The sequence below is a fragment of the Streptomyces acidiscabies genome (assembly GCF_020010905.1).
In the GTDB taxonomy this organism is placed as follows: Bacteria; Actinomycetota; Actinomycetes; order Streptomycetales; family Streptomycetaceae; genus Streptomyces; species Streptomyces acidiscabies.
Genome location: NZ_JAGJBY010000001.1, coordinates 4,107,780 through 4,125,374 on the forward strand (window position 1 = coordinate 4,107,780; position 17,595 = coordinate 4,125,374).

Genomic DNA, 17,595 nt, shown 5'->3' on the forward strand with positions numbered 1-17,595 from the left:
TCCGGTACTCGTGCGGGAACCCGGGCGCCCCTCCGGAAGGAGAGGCGCCCGGGCGGGCCCGCCGGCTCAAGGTGCTCGGTCAGGGTGCGCCGACGGTTTCCGGCCGCCGCGGCGGCCCGGCCGGTTCGGGCTCCCGCGAGAGCGCGCCCGGCCACCACACCTTCCGGCCCAGGGCGACGCTGGCGCTGGTCACCAGGTACGTCCGGACGAGGAAGGTGTCGAGCAGGACGCCGACGGCGATCACGAAGCCGAGCTGGACCAGCTGCACCAGGCCCATGTTCGTCAGCACGGCGAAGGTCGCGGCGAGGACCAGTCCGGCGGAGGCGATGACGCCGCCGGTGGTGCGCAGCGCGGTGAGCGCCGCCTCGGCCGGTTCCGCTCCCGCCAGGGACTCCTCCCTCATCCGGTGCATGAGGAAGATGCCGTAATCGACGCCGAGAGCGACGAGGAACACGAAGGACAGCAGTCCGAGCCCCGGATCGGTGCCCTTCAGACCGAGGAGCGGTTCGAAGACCAGTCCGCCGATCCCGAGGGAGGCGCCCCACACCGCGACGACCGCGACCACCAGGAGCAGCGGTGCGACCAGACTCCGCAGCAGCACGATCAGGATGAGCAGTACGGAGACGAGGACGAGCGGCACGACGATCTTCGTGTCCCGGGCGTTGGTGTCCTCCAGGTCGATCTGCTGGGCGCTGTCCCCGCCGACGTAGGAGCCCTTCAGCCTGTCCCGCAGGGCCTTGATGGTGGCGGTCTCGCCCGCCGACTGGGGTGCGCTCTTCGCGAAGACGGAGATCTCGGTCCAGCCGTCTCCCGTACGCCCCTTCTCCGCGCCGCCGACCCCCGGGGTGCCGCGGACGGACGCGAGGGTCTCGTCGGCGCGGTCCTGCGGGGTGATCACGTCGATGGGCTGGCTGCCCTGCCCGGGATAGGCCCTGGCGGCGGTCTCCATCGCGACGACGGACTCCGGCTTCTTGACGAAGGAGTCCTCCTGCTTGAGTGACCCCGGCAGGTTGAACGAGCCGAGGGCGAGAGCGCCGAGCAGGACGGCACCGCCCGCGAGTACGGTCAGCGGCCTGCGTCCGGCGGAGGCGCCCATCGCCGAGAACAGGCTCCGCCGCTGCTTGGGCGTGCTCCCGAAGGCGGGCACGAGCGGCCAGAACACGCGCCGTCCGACCAGTACGAGGACGGCGGGGAGCAGCGTCATCATCGCGATCAGCGCGCACAGCACGCCGAGGGCGCCGAGCGGGCCCATGCCCTTGCTGCTGTTGAGGTCGGCGGCGAGCAGGCACAGCAGTCCGGCGGCGACGGTGCCGGAGGAGGCGAGCACGGCGGGTCCGCAGCCGCGCAGGGCGGCGATCATGGCCTCGTACGGCCGCTCGATGCGGCGCAGTTCCTCCCGGTAGCGCGAGACGAGCAACAGCGCGTAGTCCGTGCCCGCCCCGAACACGAGGATCGTCATCACGCCCGAGCTCTGTCCCGTGACGGTCGTGCCGAAGACCTGGTTGAGGCCGTAGGCGGCACCCATCGACAGGTAGTCGGCGATCCCGGCGACGACGAGGGGCACGAGCCACAGCACGGGGCTGCGGTAGATCAGGATCAGCAGGATCGCGACGACGGCGACGGTGGTGTAGAGCAGCGGTCCGCCGAGCGAGTCGTAGACCGCGCCGGAGTCGGTGCCCAGCGCACCGGTGCCGCCCACGTCGACGCTCAACCCGCCTCCGCCCCGGGCGACTTCGCGGACGTCGGTGACGAGCTTGTCCTGCTTCTCCTCGTCCGCCCCGGGATCGTTGCTGGCGACCGGGTAGATCAGGGTCGTGCCGTCCTTGGACGGGATCCCCTCGGGAACACCGTCGATCAGCTTGTGCTGCCGGGCGATCTGCGCGACCTGCCCGGCGGCGGTCTTGCGGTCGGCGGCGCTGAGGCCGCCGTCCCGGTGGTAGACGAGCACCATCTCGGTGGTCTCGCCCCCGGGGAGCTTGTCCTCGATCTTCGCCACTTGCGTCGAGTCCGCGCTCGCCGGCAGGTAGTCGGTGACCTTGTCGTGCTGCACGTCGGCGAGCTTCGCCGCGAGCGGCCCGACGAGCACGAGCGCGGCGATCCACAGCCCGAGCACCGCCCAGGGAACGGCTCGCCCCGTTCTCGACGTGGTTGTCTCTCCGGCCCTCATTGACCGATCTCCCTCCGGTGACGTCTGCTTCGGTCCCCAGACTTCCGGTGGGAACCACGGCTTTCGTCGGGCGGGAGGGCGAGGTGACGGGTACTCCCGGGGGCGACAGGGGGTGCGGATTAGTCCCTGGGGAGTAGTCGGCGGGAGGGCGCGAGGGGTCCGGGCCCGCCCGGGACTATGACGTCCGGGGCACGTCCAAGGTGAGGGAGAAGCCGTGACACCGGACACCGCGCGCCAGAAGCGCACCTCGCGGGGACCCGCCGTCCCGCTGCTGCTGGCCGCCGTTGCGGCGGTGGTCTGGCCGATGGCGTCCATCACTCCGCAGCCCCCGCGTCCCCGCCTGGGGTCTCGGCCGAGAAGCGAGGTATCCCCGGTGCCGGGCTCCAGAAGACCTTTCGGCTCGCGATGCCGGCTGATGTACGGGACGCCTCCTACCTGGTGGTCCCCGGTGACGGCAGCGCGGACAGCGGGCAAGACCTCTACCTGCGCTTCCGCACCACCCCTGCGGGGAGTTCGTGGAGAAGGCGCTCGTCGCAGCACGTGCGGGCGGCGGGGGTCGTGCTCTTCGCCGTCCCGGGATGCGGTCGTACTCATGTGCGAGGCGTGGCATACCCTTGGCGAAGACTGAGCCCGGCCATTGCAGAACCGGCCGGGCATATTTGTGAACGGGGGGCAACACCATGCGTGTTCGTCATGCCACTTCTCGGACCGCTGTTACGGCGACCTCGGCGGTCGTCGTTCTGTTGGGGTGTGTCTGTCTCAGCGGGTCTGCCGCTGCGGACAGCCAGGGGACGCTGCCCATCTCGGCGGACTGGCCGCGGGGGGAGATGGTCGTGGACGGTGTTCATCGGCATGTCTTCATCAGCGATCCGAAGACCGATTCCGTGGTCGTCGCCGACTACACGGGCAAGGCCGTGGGGCGGATCGTCGGTGAGACCGGTGGTGACGGGATGGTGTTGAGTCAGGACTCCGGCACGCTCTACGTCGCCCTGCCCGGCGCCGACGCGATCTCCGCCGTCGACACGGTCACGTTCAAGGTGACCGCCCGCTACGCCACCGGCGCGCACACCGCCCCGCTGGACCTGGCCCTCGCCGGCGGCAAGCTCTGGTTCGGCTACGGCGAGTACGCCCGGGAGGGCGGCAACATCGGCTCCCTCGACCTCTCCGGCGCCGTCCCCGTCGTCACGCTGGACCAGTCGGGCGGGGTGCCCTGGGAGTCGGCGCCCCAGCTGACCACCACCCCCGGGGGCGACCGGGGAGTCCTCGTCGCGGGGAGCAAGGACCGCTCCCCGGAGGAACTCGCCGTCTACGACGTCTCCTCCGGCACGGCGCAGAGGCGCGCCTACCGCAAGGAGATCATGCCCGAGAGCCTCGGGGGCCAGGAGGACCTGGCCGTCTCGCCGGACGGGAACGAGATCGTCAGCGCGGACGGCGTCGAGGACTTCGTGACGAACCTCCACCCCGACCTCTTCGGCGACAAGAGCAGCAGGCGCCTGCAGATCCAGGGCCAGCCGAACTCCGTCCAGTACGCGTCGAACGGCGCGCTGGCCGTGGGGGTCTGGTACGGCAGGAGCGGGGACACCTACGTCTACCGGCCGGGGGACAATCTGCCGGTCCGGGTCGTCGACACCGGCGACTACAACACCGTGCAGCCGCACGGCCTTGCCTGGGCGCCCGACGGCAGCAAGTTGTTCCTCCTCACCAGCGACGGTGCGAGCGGGAAGAACCTCGTCCTGCGGTCGGTCGACGACGCCTCCAAGGCGGTGACCAGGCTGAGCGTCAGCGCGCCCGCGAAGGCCCCGCTGGACAGGAAACTGACCCTGACCGGTACGTTCGGCTTCGCCCTGCCCGACCTTCCCGGCTCCCTGCCGGTCGAGGTGACGCGGACCGACCTCGCCTCGCCCAAGGGCAAGCCGCTCGGGACCCGTACGGTGTGGCTGTCGCGCGACCGTGTGTTCGGGATCGAGGACACCCCGGCGGCGGGCGGCAAGGTCACCTACACCCTTCGCTACCCCGGCGACGCCGCCCACGCTCCCGCGACCGCCACCGCCACGGTCGTCGTCCCGCGCAACAGGACGACGCTGGCCCTGACCGGGAACGCCAAGACCGTCACGGCGGGGAAGAACGCCACGCTGACCGCCAAGCTCGGCAGGACGTGGAAGGAGCGCAAGGTCTCGGTCTACGCGCAACCGGCGGGCGGCGCGAAGAAGTTGGTGCGGTCTGCCGTGGTGAACCGTGACGGCAAGCTCGTCGTCGCGTACAGAATCACCAAGAACACGACGTTCACCGCGGTGTTCAGCGGCGACGCACGCACCGAACCCATGCAGGCGACGACCACGGTCAAGGCCGGCAGACGCTGAGCCGTCGGGGCGCCAGGCTCCACCACGACGTGTGATCCGGGGGAGGCCGGGCCGGGGACTGCGGCTTAGGGCGACAGTCCCGGCGTGGCCGTTCGGTCGGGGCTACTGGCCGTCCTGGACCACGTCCCAGTGCTCGATGATCTTTCCGTCGACCACGCGGAAGAGGTCCGCGACCGCGTAGTCGGAGCTGAAGACCCACACCAGGTCCCCGTCGGCGAGGGTGTTGCCGAAGCGGGTGGTGCCCCCGGTCGGGGTGGGGACGGTGGCGCCCTGCATCAGCTGCTTCAGCGGGCCCGTGCCGTTCGCGATCATCGGATTGTGCTGGTAGTAGCGCGGATCCCAGCTCTTGTCGATCACCGTCGCGTCGCCGTCGGAGAGCTTGCGGTACGCGGTGACCGCGAGATTCTGGTTCGCCTCCTCCTGCGACTCCGAGAGGGCCGGTGCCCCCTTCGGATACCGGTACACGTCGTTGAACAGGGAGTTCCCGCTGGCCGTCTTCGCCGGGACGGTCTGCGTGATGCCCCAGTGCTCGGTCAGCTTGCCGTCGCGGACCCGGTAGAGGTCGACCTTCGCCTGGCCGGTCGCCTCGTTCGCCGGAGTGGCCGACGCGTGCCAGTGCACGGCCACCAGGTCGCCGTCGGCCGCCACGTGCTTGACGGTCGCCACCGCGCCGGGGATCTTCGCCTTGACGTTCTCGAACTCCTTGATCTGGCCCTCGGCCACGTCGCCGGAGCCGGCGAGCTTCTTCACCACGTCCATGTCGTTCTTGGCGAACGCCTCCGTGTACAGCCGCAGCACGAGCGCCTTGTCGGCTTCCTCCGAGGCGGAGGCCGAGGACGCGCGGGCGGCGCTGGAGGAGGGCGCCGCCGGCAGGGTGCGCGGGCCGGTCGAGGACCCGGTGCCGCAGGCGGTCGCGAAGCAGGCCACGGCAGCGAGCCAGGGCAAGGTCTTGCGGTAGTTCACGGGGGTCTCCTGGGTGCGCGTGGACGGTGTGATCTGCACCGTTATTCCATCGCGCTCCCCTGAGGCATTCACTCCGCCGACCGGCGGGGTCGCCCCCGCCGACAGGCTGATCCCGGCCATCCGAAAGTGGTACGACCCTCAGACCCTCAGACCTTCAGGGCGCGAGCAGGTACGCGCTGGTGATCGTCTCGCGGACCGTGTTGCCGCCCTTGTCCCTCAGGTCGACCCGGAAGGACGCGGCCTTGGCGCCGGCCGGATGCTTGACGGTCACCGAGCGGGCGCCCTTGGCATCGGTGGCGACGGCGAGCGGCTTCCAGGTGCGCCCGGCGTCGAAGGACACGGCCACCGTGAGAGCGGCGACCTGCCCGGACCCGGCGGCCGGGCCGGCGAGCCGGAGCGGGACCGCGAGGGTGCCGCCCGCCGGAGCCGTACCGCGCAGACTGAGCTGCGGGGCGAGCCGCACCGTCGACAGCGGCAACCGCGCCGTACCGCCCGAGGCCGGCCGGGCCGAGGTGAACGTCCACACCCCCGTCACCTTCGTGCTGGTGGCGGTGTCCACGGCCGCGCGCCCCGCCTCGACGGTCAGGCGGTACGCGGCGGAGCCACCCGGCACCTCGGTGCTCAGCCAGTCCGTCGCGGCCCCTTCGGCGAGGACCCGCCCGCCGGACTCCAGCCGGGCGAACCCCTTGGCGACGACCGGTGACCCGGCATGCCCGCCACCGTCGACGAACAGCGCGACCCGCGCGCTGATCCGGTCACCGGTCCGCTCGGCACCCGGTGAACCCTTCGCCGCGAGGTCGGGGCCGATGACACCGGTGTTGAACAGCAGCGTCTGACGGGAGCCCGCCTTGTACGCCACCGCGTCCTGCGTGTACAGCGTGCGCACCTCGCCCCGGCCGTCGACCTGTGCGGCCGTCCAGGACCAGCGCACCCCGTCCGTGTTGAGGAAGTGCGTGGTGGACAGCGGCAGCTTCCGCTCCGGCGGTTCGGCGATGCCGACGCTGTCGCCCTGCTCGTCCAGCGGCCTGATGTGGACCTGCCCCTTCGCGCCGGCGGCGGAGGCGCCGAAGCCGAGCTTCACCTCGGCGACCTCGGCCCGGGTGAGGGTGCGGGTCAGGCCGGTGAAGAAGCTGCCCTTGCGGTGGAACGCGAACCGGTAGTCGACGTTCGCCCCCGGCTTCTGCCACACGCCGTTGAACTGTGCCTTCATCGTGGGGGAGGCCGGGCCGAGCGCCAGGGTGCGGACCGGCGGCGCCCCGCCGGACGACCAGGAGTTGCCCGTGCCGATGCCCGGGTCGAAGTAGCCGACGACGGAGGTGACGGGCTTCGCGGCCGGATCCGGGGCCTTCACCGTGAACGGCTTCGCCTTGCGGGAGTCGAGAGTGACCGTGACGTTCTTGTTCACCTCCAGCACCGGCTGGACGAAGAAGCCCGGCTCGTTGTCCGCCGCGAAGACGATGCTGTCCAGCTGGTAGGTCCCCTTGCGCAGCCGCTGCACCACCGTGCCGTCCGCCCGGGACGGCAGCTCCACGGACCCGCCGCCCACACTCCGGGAGGCGATCGTCGTCGTGTACGCGGCCGGCTTCGCCCCGTCGGCGTCGATGTGCCGCACCGTGACGTCGTAGGACTCCGCCTCGCGCTCGACCACGAGCCCCGTACGCACCTGCTGCCCGTCGCCCGACGCGAGGACGGTGCCGCCGAAGACGCCGTCCCGGGTGCCCTTGCTGGTGTCGGCGACGACGGAGGTCTTCGCGGTGCCGCCGGCCGGGACGGTGAGCTGGGCGTCCTTCACGGTGAACATCCCGGCCGGGGCGGCACCCGCGGTGCTCAGCCGGAGGGTGACCGGGCGGGTGCCGAGGTTGCGGTAGGTGAGGGCCTTGGCGAGCGGCTTGTCGTCGGCGTGCGGCCACGCCTGCGTGCCGAAACCGAGCGAACCCGGCTCGGAGACGACCTGCGCGGTGGCCGCGCGCTCCAGATCCACCCGGCCCGCGCCCTGCTGATGGGCGTTCAGCTGCGGGTTCGGCTTCGCCGAGCCGGTCAGCAGCGCCTTCAGCCGGGCCCCGGTGAGGTCCGGGTGCTGCTGGAGCACCAGCGCTGCGGCGCCCGCGACGTGCGGGGCGGCCATCGACGTCCCGCTGTGCACGGCGTAACCGTCACCGGCGGGCGCGTCGCCCTGCGTGGTCTGGGCGGCGGTGATGTCGACGCCGGGGCCGGTGAGGTCGGGCTTGGGCGTGCCGTCGAGGTTCGGGCCACGGCTGGAGTCGTCGGCGATCCGGTCCCGCTTGTCCACGGAACCCACGGTGAGCGCGGCGGGGGAGCTGCCGGGCGTCGCGATCGTGCCGGGCCGGTCGCCGTCGTTGCCGGCGGCCACCACGAACAGGGCCTTGCCGGACAGCCGGGCGACGGCCGCCTCCAGCGGGTCGACGCCGGGGGAGTCGGGGGAGCCCAGGCTCATGTTGACCACCCGCGCGCCCTGGTCGACGGCCCACTGCATCCCGGCCACGATGCCCGAGGTGTCGCCGAAACCGTCGTCGGCCAGGACCTTGCCGTCCAGCAGCCGCACGCCGGGCGCCACGCCCCGGTAGCGCCCGCCGGACCGCGCGCCGCTCCCGGCGAGGATGGACGCCACGTGGGTGCCGTGCCCGTAGTGGTCCTCGACGTCCGGGGCGCCGCTGAAGTTCTTCTGCGCGATCTCCACCCCCTTGAGGTCCGGGTGGGTCTCGTCCACGCCCGAGTCCAGGACCGCCACCGTGACGCCCTTGCCGGTGTAGCCGGACTTCCACATGGCCGGGGCGCCGATCTGCGGGACGCTCTCGGCGAGGGAGGCCCGGACCTTGGCGTCCAGCCAGACGTGGGCGACGGGCCGCGCGTCCGCCGCACGGGCCGAGGTACGGCCGGTGACGGCCGCCCACAGGTCCCGGACCCCGGCCTCGGGCACCGCGAACGCCTCGCCGTCGACGGCGGGCAGCGCACGCCGCTCCCGGACGGCCACCCCGGCGAACGGGTCGCGGACGCGGGCCGCCGTCGGGGCGCTGTTCTTCCGGTAGCCGACGATCAGCGGCAGCGTGTCGCCGTAGCCGTCCGCCGTCAGGCGCGCGACGTCGAAGAGGCGCCGGTCGAGCACCCCGTCGGCGACCAGGCGCAGGGCGTCCTGCGGGATCACGTAGGTGTGGCCGCGCTCGCGCCGTACCGAGAAGCCGATCCGCTCGCGGCCTTCCGCGCGGACGAGCGAGGCGACCCGGCCGTCGGCGCCTACGGTCACGCGGTCCCCGGTGATCAGGGTGACGGCCGAGGCCGGGTCCGCCGTGTGGTGTGTGCCGGAGCCGGTGGCCGGCGCCGCTCCCGTGACCAGGATCCCGGCCACCACGGCGGCCAGTGCCGCCGTTCTCGCGCGTGCTGAAGTTCCCACTCGCGTCCCCCCGCTCGTGTCTGCGTTCTCCGCTATCACGCAGGTCACGCGCGTTCGGTTCTCCACCGGGCGATACGCTCGTGGGACGTCCGTGACGCACGAGGTGAAGCGTTGACCGGTCCGACTCCCATCGCAGGCAACCTGCCGGCCCCCCTGACCAGCTTCGTGGGCAGGCGGCGCGACGTGGCCGAGGTCCGCCGACTGCTGCGCACCGTACGGCTGGTGACGCTGACCGGACCGGGCGGAGTGGGCAAGACCCGGCTGGCGCTGCACGTGGCCGCCCTCTCCCGCGCCGCCTACCCGGACGGTGTCTGGCTGGTCGACCTGGCCCCGGTGCGCGACCCCGCGACGGTGGCCGCGACGGCACTGGCGGCCTTCCGCCTCCCCGACCTCGGCACCCGGCCCGCCCTGGAGACGCTCACCTACCAGCTGGCCCGCCACCGGGCCCTCGTCGTACTCGACAACTGCGAGCACCTCCCCGACGGGAGCGCGGCCCTGGCCACGGCGCTGCTCGGGGCCTGCCCCGGACTCGGCCTCCTGGCCACCGGCCGCCGGGCCCTGGCCGTCCCCGGCGAACACGTCCACACCCTCGCGCCGCTGCCCGCCGACGGCGAGGCCGTCGAACTGCTCCAGGACCGGGCCGCCGCCGTCCGGCCCGGCTTCCGGATCACCGACGCCAACCGGGCCCAGGCCGTCCGGCTGTGCACGGAGCTGGACGGGCTCCCGCTGGCCATCGAACTGGCGGCGGCCCGGCTGCGCAGCCTCACCCTCGACGTGGCCGTGGAACGGCTGACGGACCGGTTCGCGCTGCTGACCGGCGGCTGCCGCACCGCGCCGCCGCGCCAGCACAGCCTGCGCGGCATGGTCGAGTGGGGCTACGAACTGTGCACCCCCGCCGAGCAGTTGCTGTGGAAGCGGCTGGCCGTCTTCCGCGACGGCTTCGGCCCGGACGCCGCCGAGGACGTCTGCTCGGGCGACGGCATCACCGCCGCCGAGGTGCCCGGCCTCCTCGCCCGGCTGGTCGCCCAGTCCGTCGTGGTCGCCCGCGACGGCCGCCACCACCTCCCGGAGATCCTGCGCGCGTACGCGTACGCGCGGCTCACCGAACCGGAGCGGCGGGACCTGTCGCGGCGGCACCGCGACTTCTTCCTCACCCTCGCCGAAGGCCTCGCGCTGCGCTGGTACGGCCCCGGCCAGCCGGAGGCCCTGGCCCGGCTGCGCGCCGAACACGCCAACCTGCGTACGGCCCTGGACCACCGTGACGGCGACCCCCGGGCCGGACTCGCCCTGGCCGCCGCGCTCCGCTTCCACTGGAGCGCGGGCGGCCTGCTCGGCGAAGGGCGCCGCCGCCTCGACCGGGCGCTCGACGCCGCACCCGAACCCACCCTGCCCCGCGCGCGTGCCCTGTCCGCCACCGCCTACCTGGCCCTCCTCCAGGGCGACCACGAAGCGGCCCGGCAGCGGCTGGCGGAGGCCGAGCGACTGGGCCACCTGCTGCACAGCCCGTCCGTCCTGGCCTCCGTCCAGGGGCTGCACGGCACCTCGGCGCTCCTGCTGGACCGGCCCGCACAGGCCCTCGCCCACTTCGAGGAGGCGCTCGCCACCCACCACGGGGCCGGTGAGAGCGCGCAGCCGCTGTTCTGGCTCTTCCAGCTGACCATCGCCCAGAGCCGGCTGGCCGACCCGCGCGCCCTCGACACCGGCCGACGCGCGGTGGCCCTCGCCGAGGCGCACGGCGAACGGCACTGCCGCTCCTACGCCCTGCTCGCGCTGGGCTACGAGCTGCGGGCACGCGGCGACCACGAGCAGGCCCTGGCGCACATCCGGGCGGCCCTGGAGATCCTGCGCGACTTCGACGATTTCGTGGCGAGCGCGCGGGCACTGGACCTGCTCGCCTGGATCGCCGCCGCCGAGCCGTCGGCCGGCGCCCACGAGCGCTCCGCGCTGCTGCTCGGCGCCGCGAGCGCGCTGGCCCGCAGCGTCAGCCTCCCCGCAGGCGCCGAGTTCGGCGCCCACCACGCGCGCTGCGCGGAAGCGGTCGCTGCGGCGCTGGGCCCGGAGGCGTACGGGGCGGCTCTCGCGGAGGGCAGCCGGTACGACACTCCGGCCCAGGCCCTCGCTCTCGCGCTGCGGGAGGACACTGCGCCGTCCCTGACCAGGCGTGAGCGGGAAGTGGCCGCGCTGGTTGCCCAGGGCCTCACCAACCGGCTGATCGCGGCGGAACTCAGCCTCTCCCCGAGGACCGCCGACCGGCACGTCGAGAACATCCTGACCAAGCTGGGCCTGCGCCGCCGCTCCCAGATCGCCGTCTGGTGGGCACAGCGACCCGCTACGTGAGCCTTCCCGCGCCGTGCGGACAGCGGACAGCGGAAATGGGTAGAACCGCGCATGCCCGCGCCGAACCCCGCACCCATGATCGTGCTCTGCGCGAAGGGTCCGTCCCCGCGCCGACCGGGCCGGCCCGCCCGGCACCGGCTCGAACAGCTTCGGCTCCCCGGGCGGACCGCGGTGGCTCCGTGCCTCGCGCGGGCACCGGCCGCCCGCTTCGAGAATGAGAGCAACACGTGAGAATCAGAACGGAAGCGGCGCGCGTGCGGAAGGCCGTCGCGGTGGCCGCCGTCGCCGCGGCCCTGTTCGCGGGGCCCGCGACGGCGGCCCACGCCGACGGGGGCGATCCGCCCGCCGCACCGGCTGCCTCCGCACAGCCGTCGGCGGCCCCCTCCGACGCCCCCTCCGACGCGCCCGCGGACCCCTCCGCGCAGCCTTCGGACGGCGCGAGCGACGCGCCCAAGGAATCCGTCCCCGAGTCCACGACCGACCACGCCCCGCCCGCGCCGACCTCCGAGGAGCAGCCCACGCAGCAGCTCGACACGATCGCCCAGGACCACGCGGCCCTGGGCGTCTTCGGTGACGCCTCCGCCCCGGTCCTGGTCCTGCCGGCCGGCACCTCCGCCGACGAGCAGGCCCAGGTCACCGCGCAGGTCCCGGCCGACGCGCACGCCACCGTCAAGGCCAGCCAGTTCACCCAGGCCGACCTGGACAGCCTCGGCAAGACGGTCACGGACCGCCAGTGGGCGCCCGAGGCGGGCACCTACGCCGTCTCCACGGAGTACGACGCCCAGAGCGACAAGCTCCGGGTCCGCAGCGACGCCCCGGACTCGGCACTGCAACAGCTGAGCGACGCCCACCCGGGGCAGCTGGAGACGTCCCAGTCCCGAATGGAGCCCCAGAACACCCGCTTCGCCGACTGGTCGCCCTTCTGGGGCGGGAACGCGCTGATCGGCGCGACCGGCGGAGGCCAGTGCACCGGCGGGGTCGCGGTCAAGGACTGGCCCGGCGGCGACAAGCTGCTGACCTCCGCGCACTGCTACGGCTGGTGGGTCAACGTCTACAACCGCAACTACAGCGGGGGCGCCAACAGCAACAGCTATGTGGGCAAGGTGTACAAGCGGGACACGGACGTCGACGCCGAGGAGCTCAGCGGCACCGACTACGCCCCGATCATCTACACCGGGGGCAGCGCGATCAGCGGCAGCCACGTCAGGGTCTTCGGCAAGCAACCGGTCTACTTCGGCCTTCAGGTGTGCGTGAGCGGCGCGGTCAGCTTCAACCACTGCGGACACCCGATCTCCAACGGCCAGTTCAACATCTGCTGGTCGGGCACGGACGTCTGCATCAAGAACAACACCGGCTTCGTCTTCGAGAAGGGCGGCACCAACTTCCCGAACTACAACAACGGTCTTGAGACCAAGCCCGGAGACTCCGGAGCCCCCATCTACATCACCGACCGCAGCGGCATCGCGGCCTACATCGTGGGCCTGAACGCGGGCGCCGTCTGGGACAACTGCTGCGGCCGGCGCACGATCCACATGGTCGGGGTGAAGCTGGACGACATCCTCGCGAAGTTCGGCTCCGACCTGATCACGACGAGTTGACAGCCCGTCGGCCCGGGCCGTACTCGTGGCCCGCAAGTGCCGGACACCCCGTGGCCCGCGGGTGTCCGGCACCCTCCGGGGCCCGCCGCCCCGCACCTCCCCGCCCTTTCCCCAGGAGCCTCCCATGCCCCGTCGCATCCCGTCCGTCCACCGGCTCGCCACCCTGCTGACCGGCTACGCCCCCCAGCTCGGACCGCTCGTCGCGATACCCGGCGTCATGGTCGTCCTCGCGCTCGCCATCGGCGGCCCGCACCTCTCGGACAGCGCCTCCCAGCTCCTGTTCACCGGCGACTGGAGCCAGTTGCGCACCTGGGCGGCGCTGCTGCTCAAGACCGGCCTCACCGCGCTGGTCTTCCTCCCCGTGGCGGTCGCCGGACTTGTCGCCCACAGCCTGGCCGGGCGGCCCGCAGTGGTGCCGGCGGCCGTGGGCGGTCTGACCGCCGCCGGTGTGCAGGCCGGGGTCCTCGCCGGGCTGGCCGCGGGGGTGTGCGCCGGTTTCGTCACCCTCGCGCTCGGACGTGCGCCGGTTCCCGCCCGGTGGCGCGGCGCCGCCTCGGCATGGCTGTTCCCCCTGGTGACGACCGTGGTCACCGCGTTCCTGGTCCTCGGGGTCGTCGGGGAACTGCTCAACTCCCTGAGCGGCCGGCTGCACGACGAACTGGCCTACCTCCAGTTCGAGAACGCCGTCGCCACCGGCCTCGTCCTCGGCGCCATGGCCTGCGCCGACCTCGGCGGGCTGGTCACCCGGACGGCCATCGGCTACGGCGCGGTGGAGCTGAGCGGCGGCGACCCGACGCGGTTCAGCACCCTCAACATGACGATGATGGCCGCCGTCATCGCGGCCGGCATGGTCCCCGCCCTCGCCCTGCCGCTGGCCACGCTGGTGCGGCGCGGCCTGTTCAGCGACGGGGAGCGCGGCTACGCCAAGGCGGGCTGGCTGCTCGGGGCGGCCTTCCTGCCCGAGGGCGCGGTGCCGTTCGCCCTCGCCGATCCGCTGCGGGTGATCCCGGCGTCCATGGCGGGCGGCGCGGTGACCGGCGCCCTCGTCATGATCCTCGGCCCGACCAGCAAGAGCCCGTACGGCGGTGCCTTCGGCCTCGGCGAGACCGGCCGGCCCCTCCTCTTCCTGCTCGCGGTCGCCGGCGGGGTCGTGATCACCGCCCTCGTCACCGTGGTGCTCAAGAGCCTGCGGCTCCCCGCTGCGGCCACGGTGACGGGCAAGGCCAAGGTCCTCGCGACCTAGCCTTTCCGACGGCAGGTCAGGGGGTGTAGGGGGTGTACGTGATCGAGGAGACCCTCAGGTACCTCGCGCCGTCCGCCGTGGCCCAGGTCGATTCGTCGGGGTTGCCCGGCCAGTCGCCGCCCACCGCGGTGTTGACGATGAAGCGCATCCCCACACCCTGGGGCGTGGTGTACCACTTGGTGCCGGTGATGGTGCCGTCCACCGCGAAGTCGATGTGGTCGGGCCACCAGGTGAACGAGTACGTGTGGTACGCGTTGGTCCAGCCCGAGGAGTTCGTCTTCGAGAACTGGGTCTGGGCGTTGTTGACGTCGTGGGACGTCTGGTAGACGGTGCCCGGGTTCTGGCCGACGATCTCGGCGGCGTCGAACTCCGGCAGCCACGGGTTCAGGTAGGCCGCCCAGACCGCGGGCAACAGGCCCCGGCCGCTGGGCATGTTCGCGGTGAAGCTGTAGGTGCCGTAGCCGTAGAGCGCCTTCGACTCCACCCGGCCCGAGTAGTACGTGCCGCCCGACCGGTTGGTCTTGATGACGAGGGTGTTGCCCTCGTACCAGACGTTGTTCGGCGTGTAGGTCTCCAACTCGTTGTTGGCGGTCCACCGGGCGTTGATGGTGTTCCAGGAGTTGACCGTCTGAGGGGAACCCCAGGACGCCGCGTCGGCGTGGGGCTGGCCCAGGAGAAACAGGGAAAGCGTCGCCAGGGCGACGGCTATCAGGCGTCCCGGTCTGACAAGTACCGACGACATCACGGCTCCATTGCTCGGATGACATGGGGGGAGAGGGGGAACGATTCCTCGCTCCTCGTCATGACCGGAATGTAGGACTCCGTTCAACCTTTGACAAGATCCCCGACACGGATCGTGTCCTGGCTTTTAGAGTCGAAGCCGGGGGCGGTCAGCCGGAGTTGTGGATGCGGCGCAGGAAGAGGCGGGTGCGTTCGTGGGCGGGGTCGGTCATGAGCTGCTCGGGCGGGCCGTCCTCCAGGACGGTTCCCTGGTCGAACATGACCAGCCGGTCCGCCGCCGAGCGCGCGAAACCCATCTCGTGCGTGACGACGATCATCGTCATGCCGTCGTCGACAAGTTCCTTCATCACGGCGATCACCTCGCCGACCATCTCCGGGTCCAGGGCGCTCGTCGGCTCGTCGAAGAGCATCAGCTCCGGCTGCATCGCGAGCGCGCGGGCGATGGCGACCCGCTGCTGCTGGCCGCCGGAGAGCGCCGACGGCCGTACCGATGCCTTGTCGCCGAGCCCCACCCGCTCCAGGAGTGCCCGCGCCCGCTCCCTGGCCTCGGCCTTCGGCACGCCGAGGACCTTCGCCGGAGCGACGGCCACGTTGTCGAGGGCGCTCAGGTGGGGGAAGAGGTTGAAGCGCTGGAAGACGAAGCCGATGTTGCGGCGGCGTTCGGCGATCACCGTCGGCCGTTCCTCCACGGGCCGCCCGCGAGAGGACCGGTAGCCCACCGGGCGGCCGTGCACGAGGATCTCGCCCTCGTCGATGCGCTCCAGGTGGTTGAGGCAGCGCAGGAAGGTGGTCTTGCCGGAGCCGGACGGCCCCACCACGACCACGACCTCGCGCTCTTGGACGTCCAGACAGACACCGTTCAGCACCCGGGCGTCGCCGAAGCGCTTGACCACTCCCCGGGCGGACATCACCGCCTGCCGCGTGACGGGCTCCATGTCAGTGGGCCTCCTTGCTCGCGAGCCCGCCGCCCATGAGCCGCTCCCGCAGCGAGGGGGTGGCGATCACCCGGCCGGGATCGGCGAGTGCGCGCTCGATGAACCGCTGGACGACCGACCACACCGTGGTCAGCGCGAGGTAGTAGCAGGCGGCGACGAGGAAGATCTCGAAGGTCTTGAACGTCGCCGAGTTGATGGACTGCGCGGTCAGGAACATCTCCTGGAGACCGATGACCGACAGGAGGGACGTCGACTTCATCATCAGGTTGAACTCGTTGCCCAGCGGCGGAACGATGATCCGCAGCGCCTGGGGCAGCAGCACGACCCGCATGGTCGTCGCCGGGGTCATGCCCAGCGCCTGAGCGGCCTCCGACTGCCCCGGGTCGATGGCGTCGAACGCCGAGCGGAAGATCTCCGCCATGTACGCGGCCTCGTTCAGGGCGAGCGTCAGCGTGGCCGCCTGCACCACGCCGAGCAGCACGAGCCCGCCGACCTGGAGGTCGCCGAACCGGTAGACGCCCGCCGCGGCGAGGCCGTTGTAGACGAGGACGAGCTGGACGAGCAGGGGCGTGCCGCGGATCAGCCAGACGTAGGTGCGGGCGCACCAGCGCACCGGGGCGAACCGGCTGCGCCGGGCCAGGGCGACGGCGAACCCGAGGACCACACCGAGGAGTTGGGCCACCACGGAGATGTAGACGGTGCGCCACAGGCCGTCGAGGAACGCGTCGGACGGTGAGAGCAGGTAGTGCCAGAAGAACGGCCAGTCGAAGCCGGCCGACTGCCCGGCGTCGGCGAGCGGGGTTGCGTGGGTCACGGGGGTCTCCCTCTGCGTGCCGGCCCGTCGTCAGCGGGAGATGTCGTCGCCGGTCAGGTTCCACTTGGTGAGGATCGACCCGTAGGTGCCGTCCCCCCGCACCGTGGCCAGCGCCTTGGTGAGCCCGTCGTGCAGGGCCGTGTCGCCCTTGCGGGTCGCGGCTCCCACCTTGATGCGGTTGAACGGCTGCCCGACGAGCGCGAAGGTGTCCGGCTGCTGCTTGAGGACGTACGCGGCGGTCTCCAGCGTCGTGCCGTAGGCGTCGACGAGTCCGATGCGCAGTTGCTGGAGGGCGTCGCTGTCCTTGGTGAACTGCCGGATGTCGATCTTCGGCTTTCCCGCCGCCGCGCACTGCGCGGACCGGTCGGTGAGGTACTGGACGACGGTCGTGCCCGTCTGCCCGGCCGCCTTCTTGCCGCACAGGTCGTCGGCCCCCTTGACAGCGCCCGCGTCCTTCTCGGCCACGACGAGGGTGTTGGAGGCGTACATGTAGGGGACGAAGTCGACGACCTTCTCCCGCTCGGGCTTGATGTAGAGCTGACTGATGATCACGTCGCACTGCTTGGCCCGCAGCGCCGGGATGATCCCGTTGAAGCTGGTGTTGGCCCAGTTCGCCCGGACCCCGAACGCGGCGGCCAGCGCGTCCCCGAGTTCGACCTCGGCGCCCGTCGGCTTCTGCGCGACGTCGTAGTAGGCCAGCGGCGGCGCGCTGATGTCCGAGCAGTAGGTGATCTGACCGTCCTTCATGAGCGCGCCCGCCGGGAGCTTGACGGACGCGGGCTTCGCGGCGGTGGCGGCGCCGCCCGAGTCCGCGCCGCAGCCGGTGAGGGCCAGGGCGGCCACGGCGGTCAGTAGGGGCAGCGATCGACGGGAGAAGGAGAGCGACCAGGCCATTTCCGAACCCCTTTGCGAGATCGCGCTGTTGCGCGACGCCAAAAGTCAGTGTCATAGTCGATGACGTTGACTATGACAGGGAAGCTAGGTTCGCCACTCTCGGACTGTCAAGAAGTTCCGTGTAACGCAGCGGT

Annotated in this window: 11 protein-coding genes; 4 read left to right on the top strand and 7 right to left on the bottom strand. The window is 72.0% G+C overall.

Annotation, left to right across the window (positions count from 1 at the left end; all coding sequences use genetic code 11):
• Positions 1–79: 79 nt before the first annotated feature.
• The gene (locus J8M50_RS19040) at positions 80–2,167 is read right to left on the bottom strand and encodes an MMPL family transporter (protein ID WP_029184388.1); all 2,088 of its coding nucleotides are present in this window, start codon (positions 2,165–2,167) and stop codon (positions 80–82) included.
• 833 nt (positions 2,168–3,000) lie between these two features.
• On the opposite strand from J8M50_RS19040, the gene J8M50_RS19045 reads away from it, so the two are divergent.
• Entirely contained in the window at positions 3,001–4,527 is a 1,527-nt protein-coding gene (locus J8M50_RS19045; protein WP_223786231.1) for an Ig-like domain repeat protein, read from the top strand.
• Between the two features lie 102 nt (positions 4,528–4,629).
• Here J8M50_RS19045 and J8M50_RS19050 read toward each other — a convergent pair whose 3' ends face one another.
• Both J8M50_RS19050 and J8M50_RS19055 read right to left on the bottom strand, forming a co-directional pair.
• Complete coding sequence (locus J8M50_RS19050) at positions 4,630–5,529, bottom strand: nuclear transport factor 2 family protein (RefSeq protein WP_010357873.1); 900 nt, start codon at positions 5,527–5,529, stop codon at positions 4,630–4,632.
• Between the two features lie 115 nt (positions 5,530–5,644).
• Positions 5,645–8,899: a S8 family serine peptidase gene (locus J8M50_RS19055; protein WP_029184387.1), complete on the bottom strand. Its 3,255-nt coding sequence runs from the start codon at positions 8,897–8,899 to the stop codon at positions 5,645–5,647.
• Between the two features lie 111 nt (positions 8,900–9,010).
• On the opposite strand from J8M50_RS19055, the gene J8M50_RS19060 reads away from it, so the two are divergent.
• The 3 genes from J8M50_RS19060 to J8M50_RS19070 all read left to right on the top strand — a co-directional run bounded on the left by J8M50_RS19060 (position 9,011) and on the right by J8M50_RS19070 (position 14,077).
• Positions 9,011–11,236: an ATP-binding protein gene (locus J8M50_RS19060; RefSeq protein ID WP_010357871.1), complete on the top strand. Its 2,226-nt coding sequence runs from the start codon at positions 9,011–9,013 to the stop codon at positions 11,234–11,236.
• A 227-nt stretch (positions 11,237–11,463) separates the two neighbouring features.
• Positions 11,464–12,834, top strand: a complete 1,371-nt coding sequence (locus J8M50_RS19065; protein WP_141655631.1) for a chymotrypsin family serine protease — start codon at positions 11,464–11,466, stop codon at positions 12,832–12,834.
• Between the two features lie 124 nt (positions 12,835–12,958).
• On the top strand, positions 12,959–14,077 hold the full coding sequence (locus J8M50_RS19070; protein WP_010357869.1) for a PTS fructose transporter subunit IIC: 1,119 nt from the start codon (positions 12,959–12,961) through the stop codon (positions 14,075–14,077).
• Between the two features lie 16 nt (positions 14,078–14,093).
• Here the strand turns inward: J8M50_RS19070 and J8M50_RS19075 are convergent, their stop codons facing one another.
• From J8M50_RS19075 to J8M50_RS19090, 4 genes are all read right to left on the bottom strand, one after another.
• Complete coding sequence (locus J8M50_RS19075) at positions 14,094–14,819, bottom strand: glycoside hydrolase family 16 protein (RefSeq protein ID WP_010357868.1); 726 nt, start codon at positions 14,817–14,819, stop codon at positions 14,094–14,096.
• A gap of 148 nt (positions 14,820–14,967) precedes the next feature.
• Positions 14,968–15,753, bottom strand: coding sequence for an amino acid ABC transporter ATP-binding protein (locus tag J8M50_RS19080; protein ID WP_010357867.1), 786 nt, complete (start codon positions 15,751–15,753; stop codon positions 14,968–14,970).
• A gap of 1 nt (position 15,754) precedes the next feature.
• The gene (locus J8M50_RS19085) at positions 15,755–16,567 is read right to left on the bottom strand and encodes an amino acid ABC transporter permease (protein WP_010357866.1); all 813 of its coding nucleotides are present in this window, start codon (positions 16,565–16,567) and stop codon (positions 15,755–15,757) included.
• A 30-nt stretch (positions 16,568–16,597) separates the two neighbouring features.
• Positions 16,598–17,461 carry an ABC transporter substrate-binding protein gene (locus J8M50_RS19090; RefSeq protein ID WP_010357865.1) on the bottom strand — a complete coding sequence of 288 codons (864 nt, stop codon included), beginning with the start codon at positions 17,459–17,461 and terminating at the stop codon, positions 16,598–16,600.
• Positions 17,462–17,595 lie beyond the last annotated feature (134 nt).

Excerpts from the sequence above, each read along its gene's own strand:
- J8M50_RS19040 (WP_029184388.1), bottom strand. The coding sequence starts at position 2,167 with ATGAGGGCCGGAGAGACAACCACGTCGAGAACGGGGCGAGCCGTTCCC.
- J8M50_RS19090 (WP_010357865.1), bottom strand. The coding sequence starts at position 17,461 with ATGGCCTGGTCGCTCTCCTTCTCCCGTCGATCGCTGCCCCTACTGACC.
- J8M50_RS19080 (WP_010357867.1), bottom strand. The coding sequence starts at position 15,753 with ATGGAGCCCGTCACGCGGCAGGCGGTGATGTCCGCCCGGGGAGTGGTC.
- J8M50_RS19075 (WP_010357868.1), bottom strand. The coding sequence starts at position 14,819 with ATGTCGTCGGTACTTGTCAGACCGGGACGCCTGATAGCCGTCGCCCTG.
- J8M50_RS19070 (WP_010357869.1), top strand. The coding sequence starts at position 12,959 with ATGCCCCGTCGCATCCCGTCCGTCCACCGGCTCGCCACCCTGCTGACC.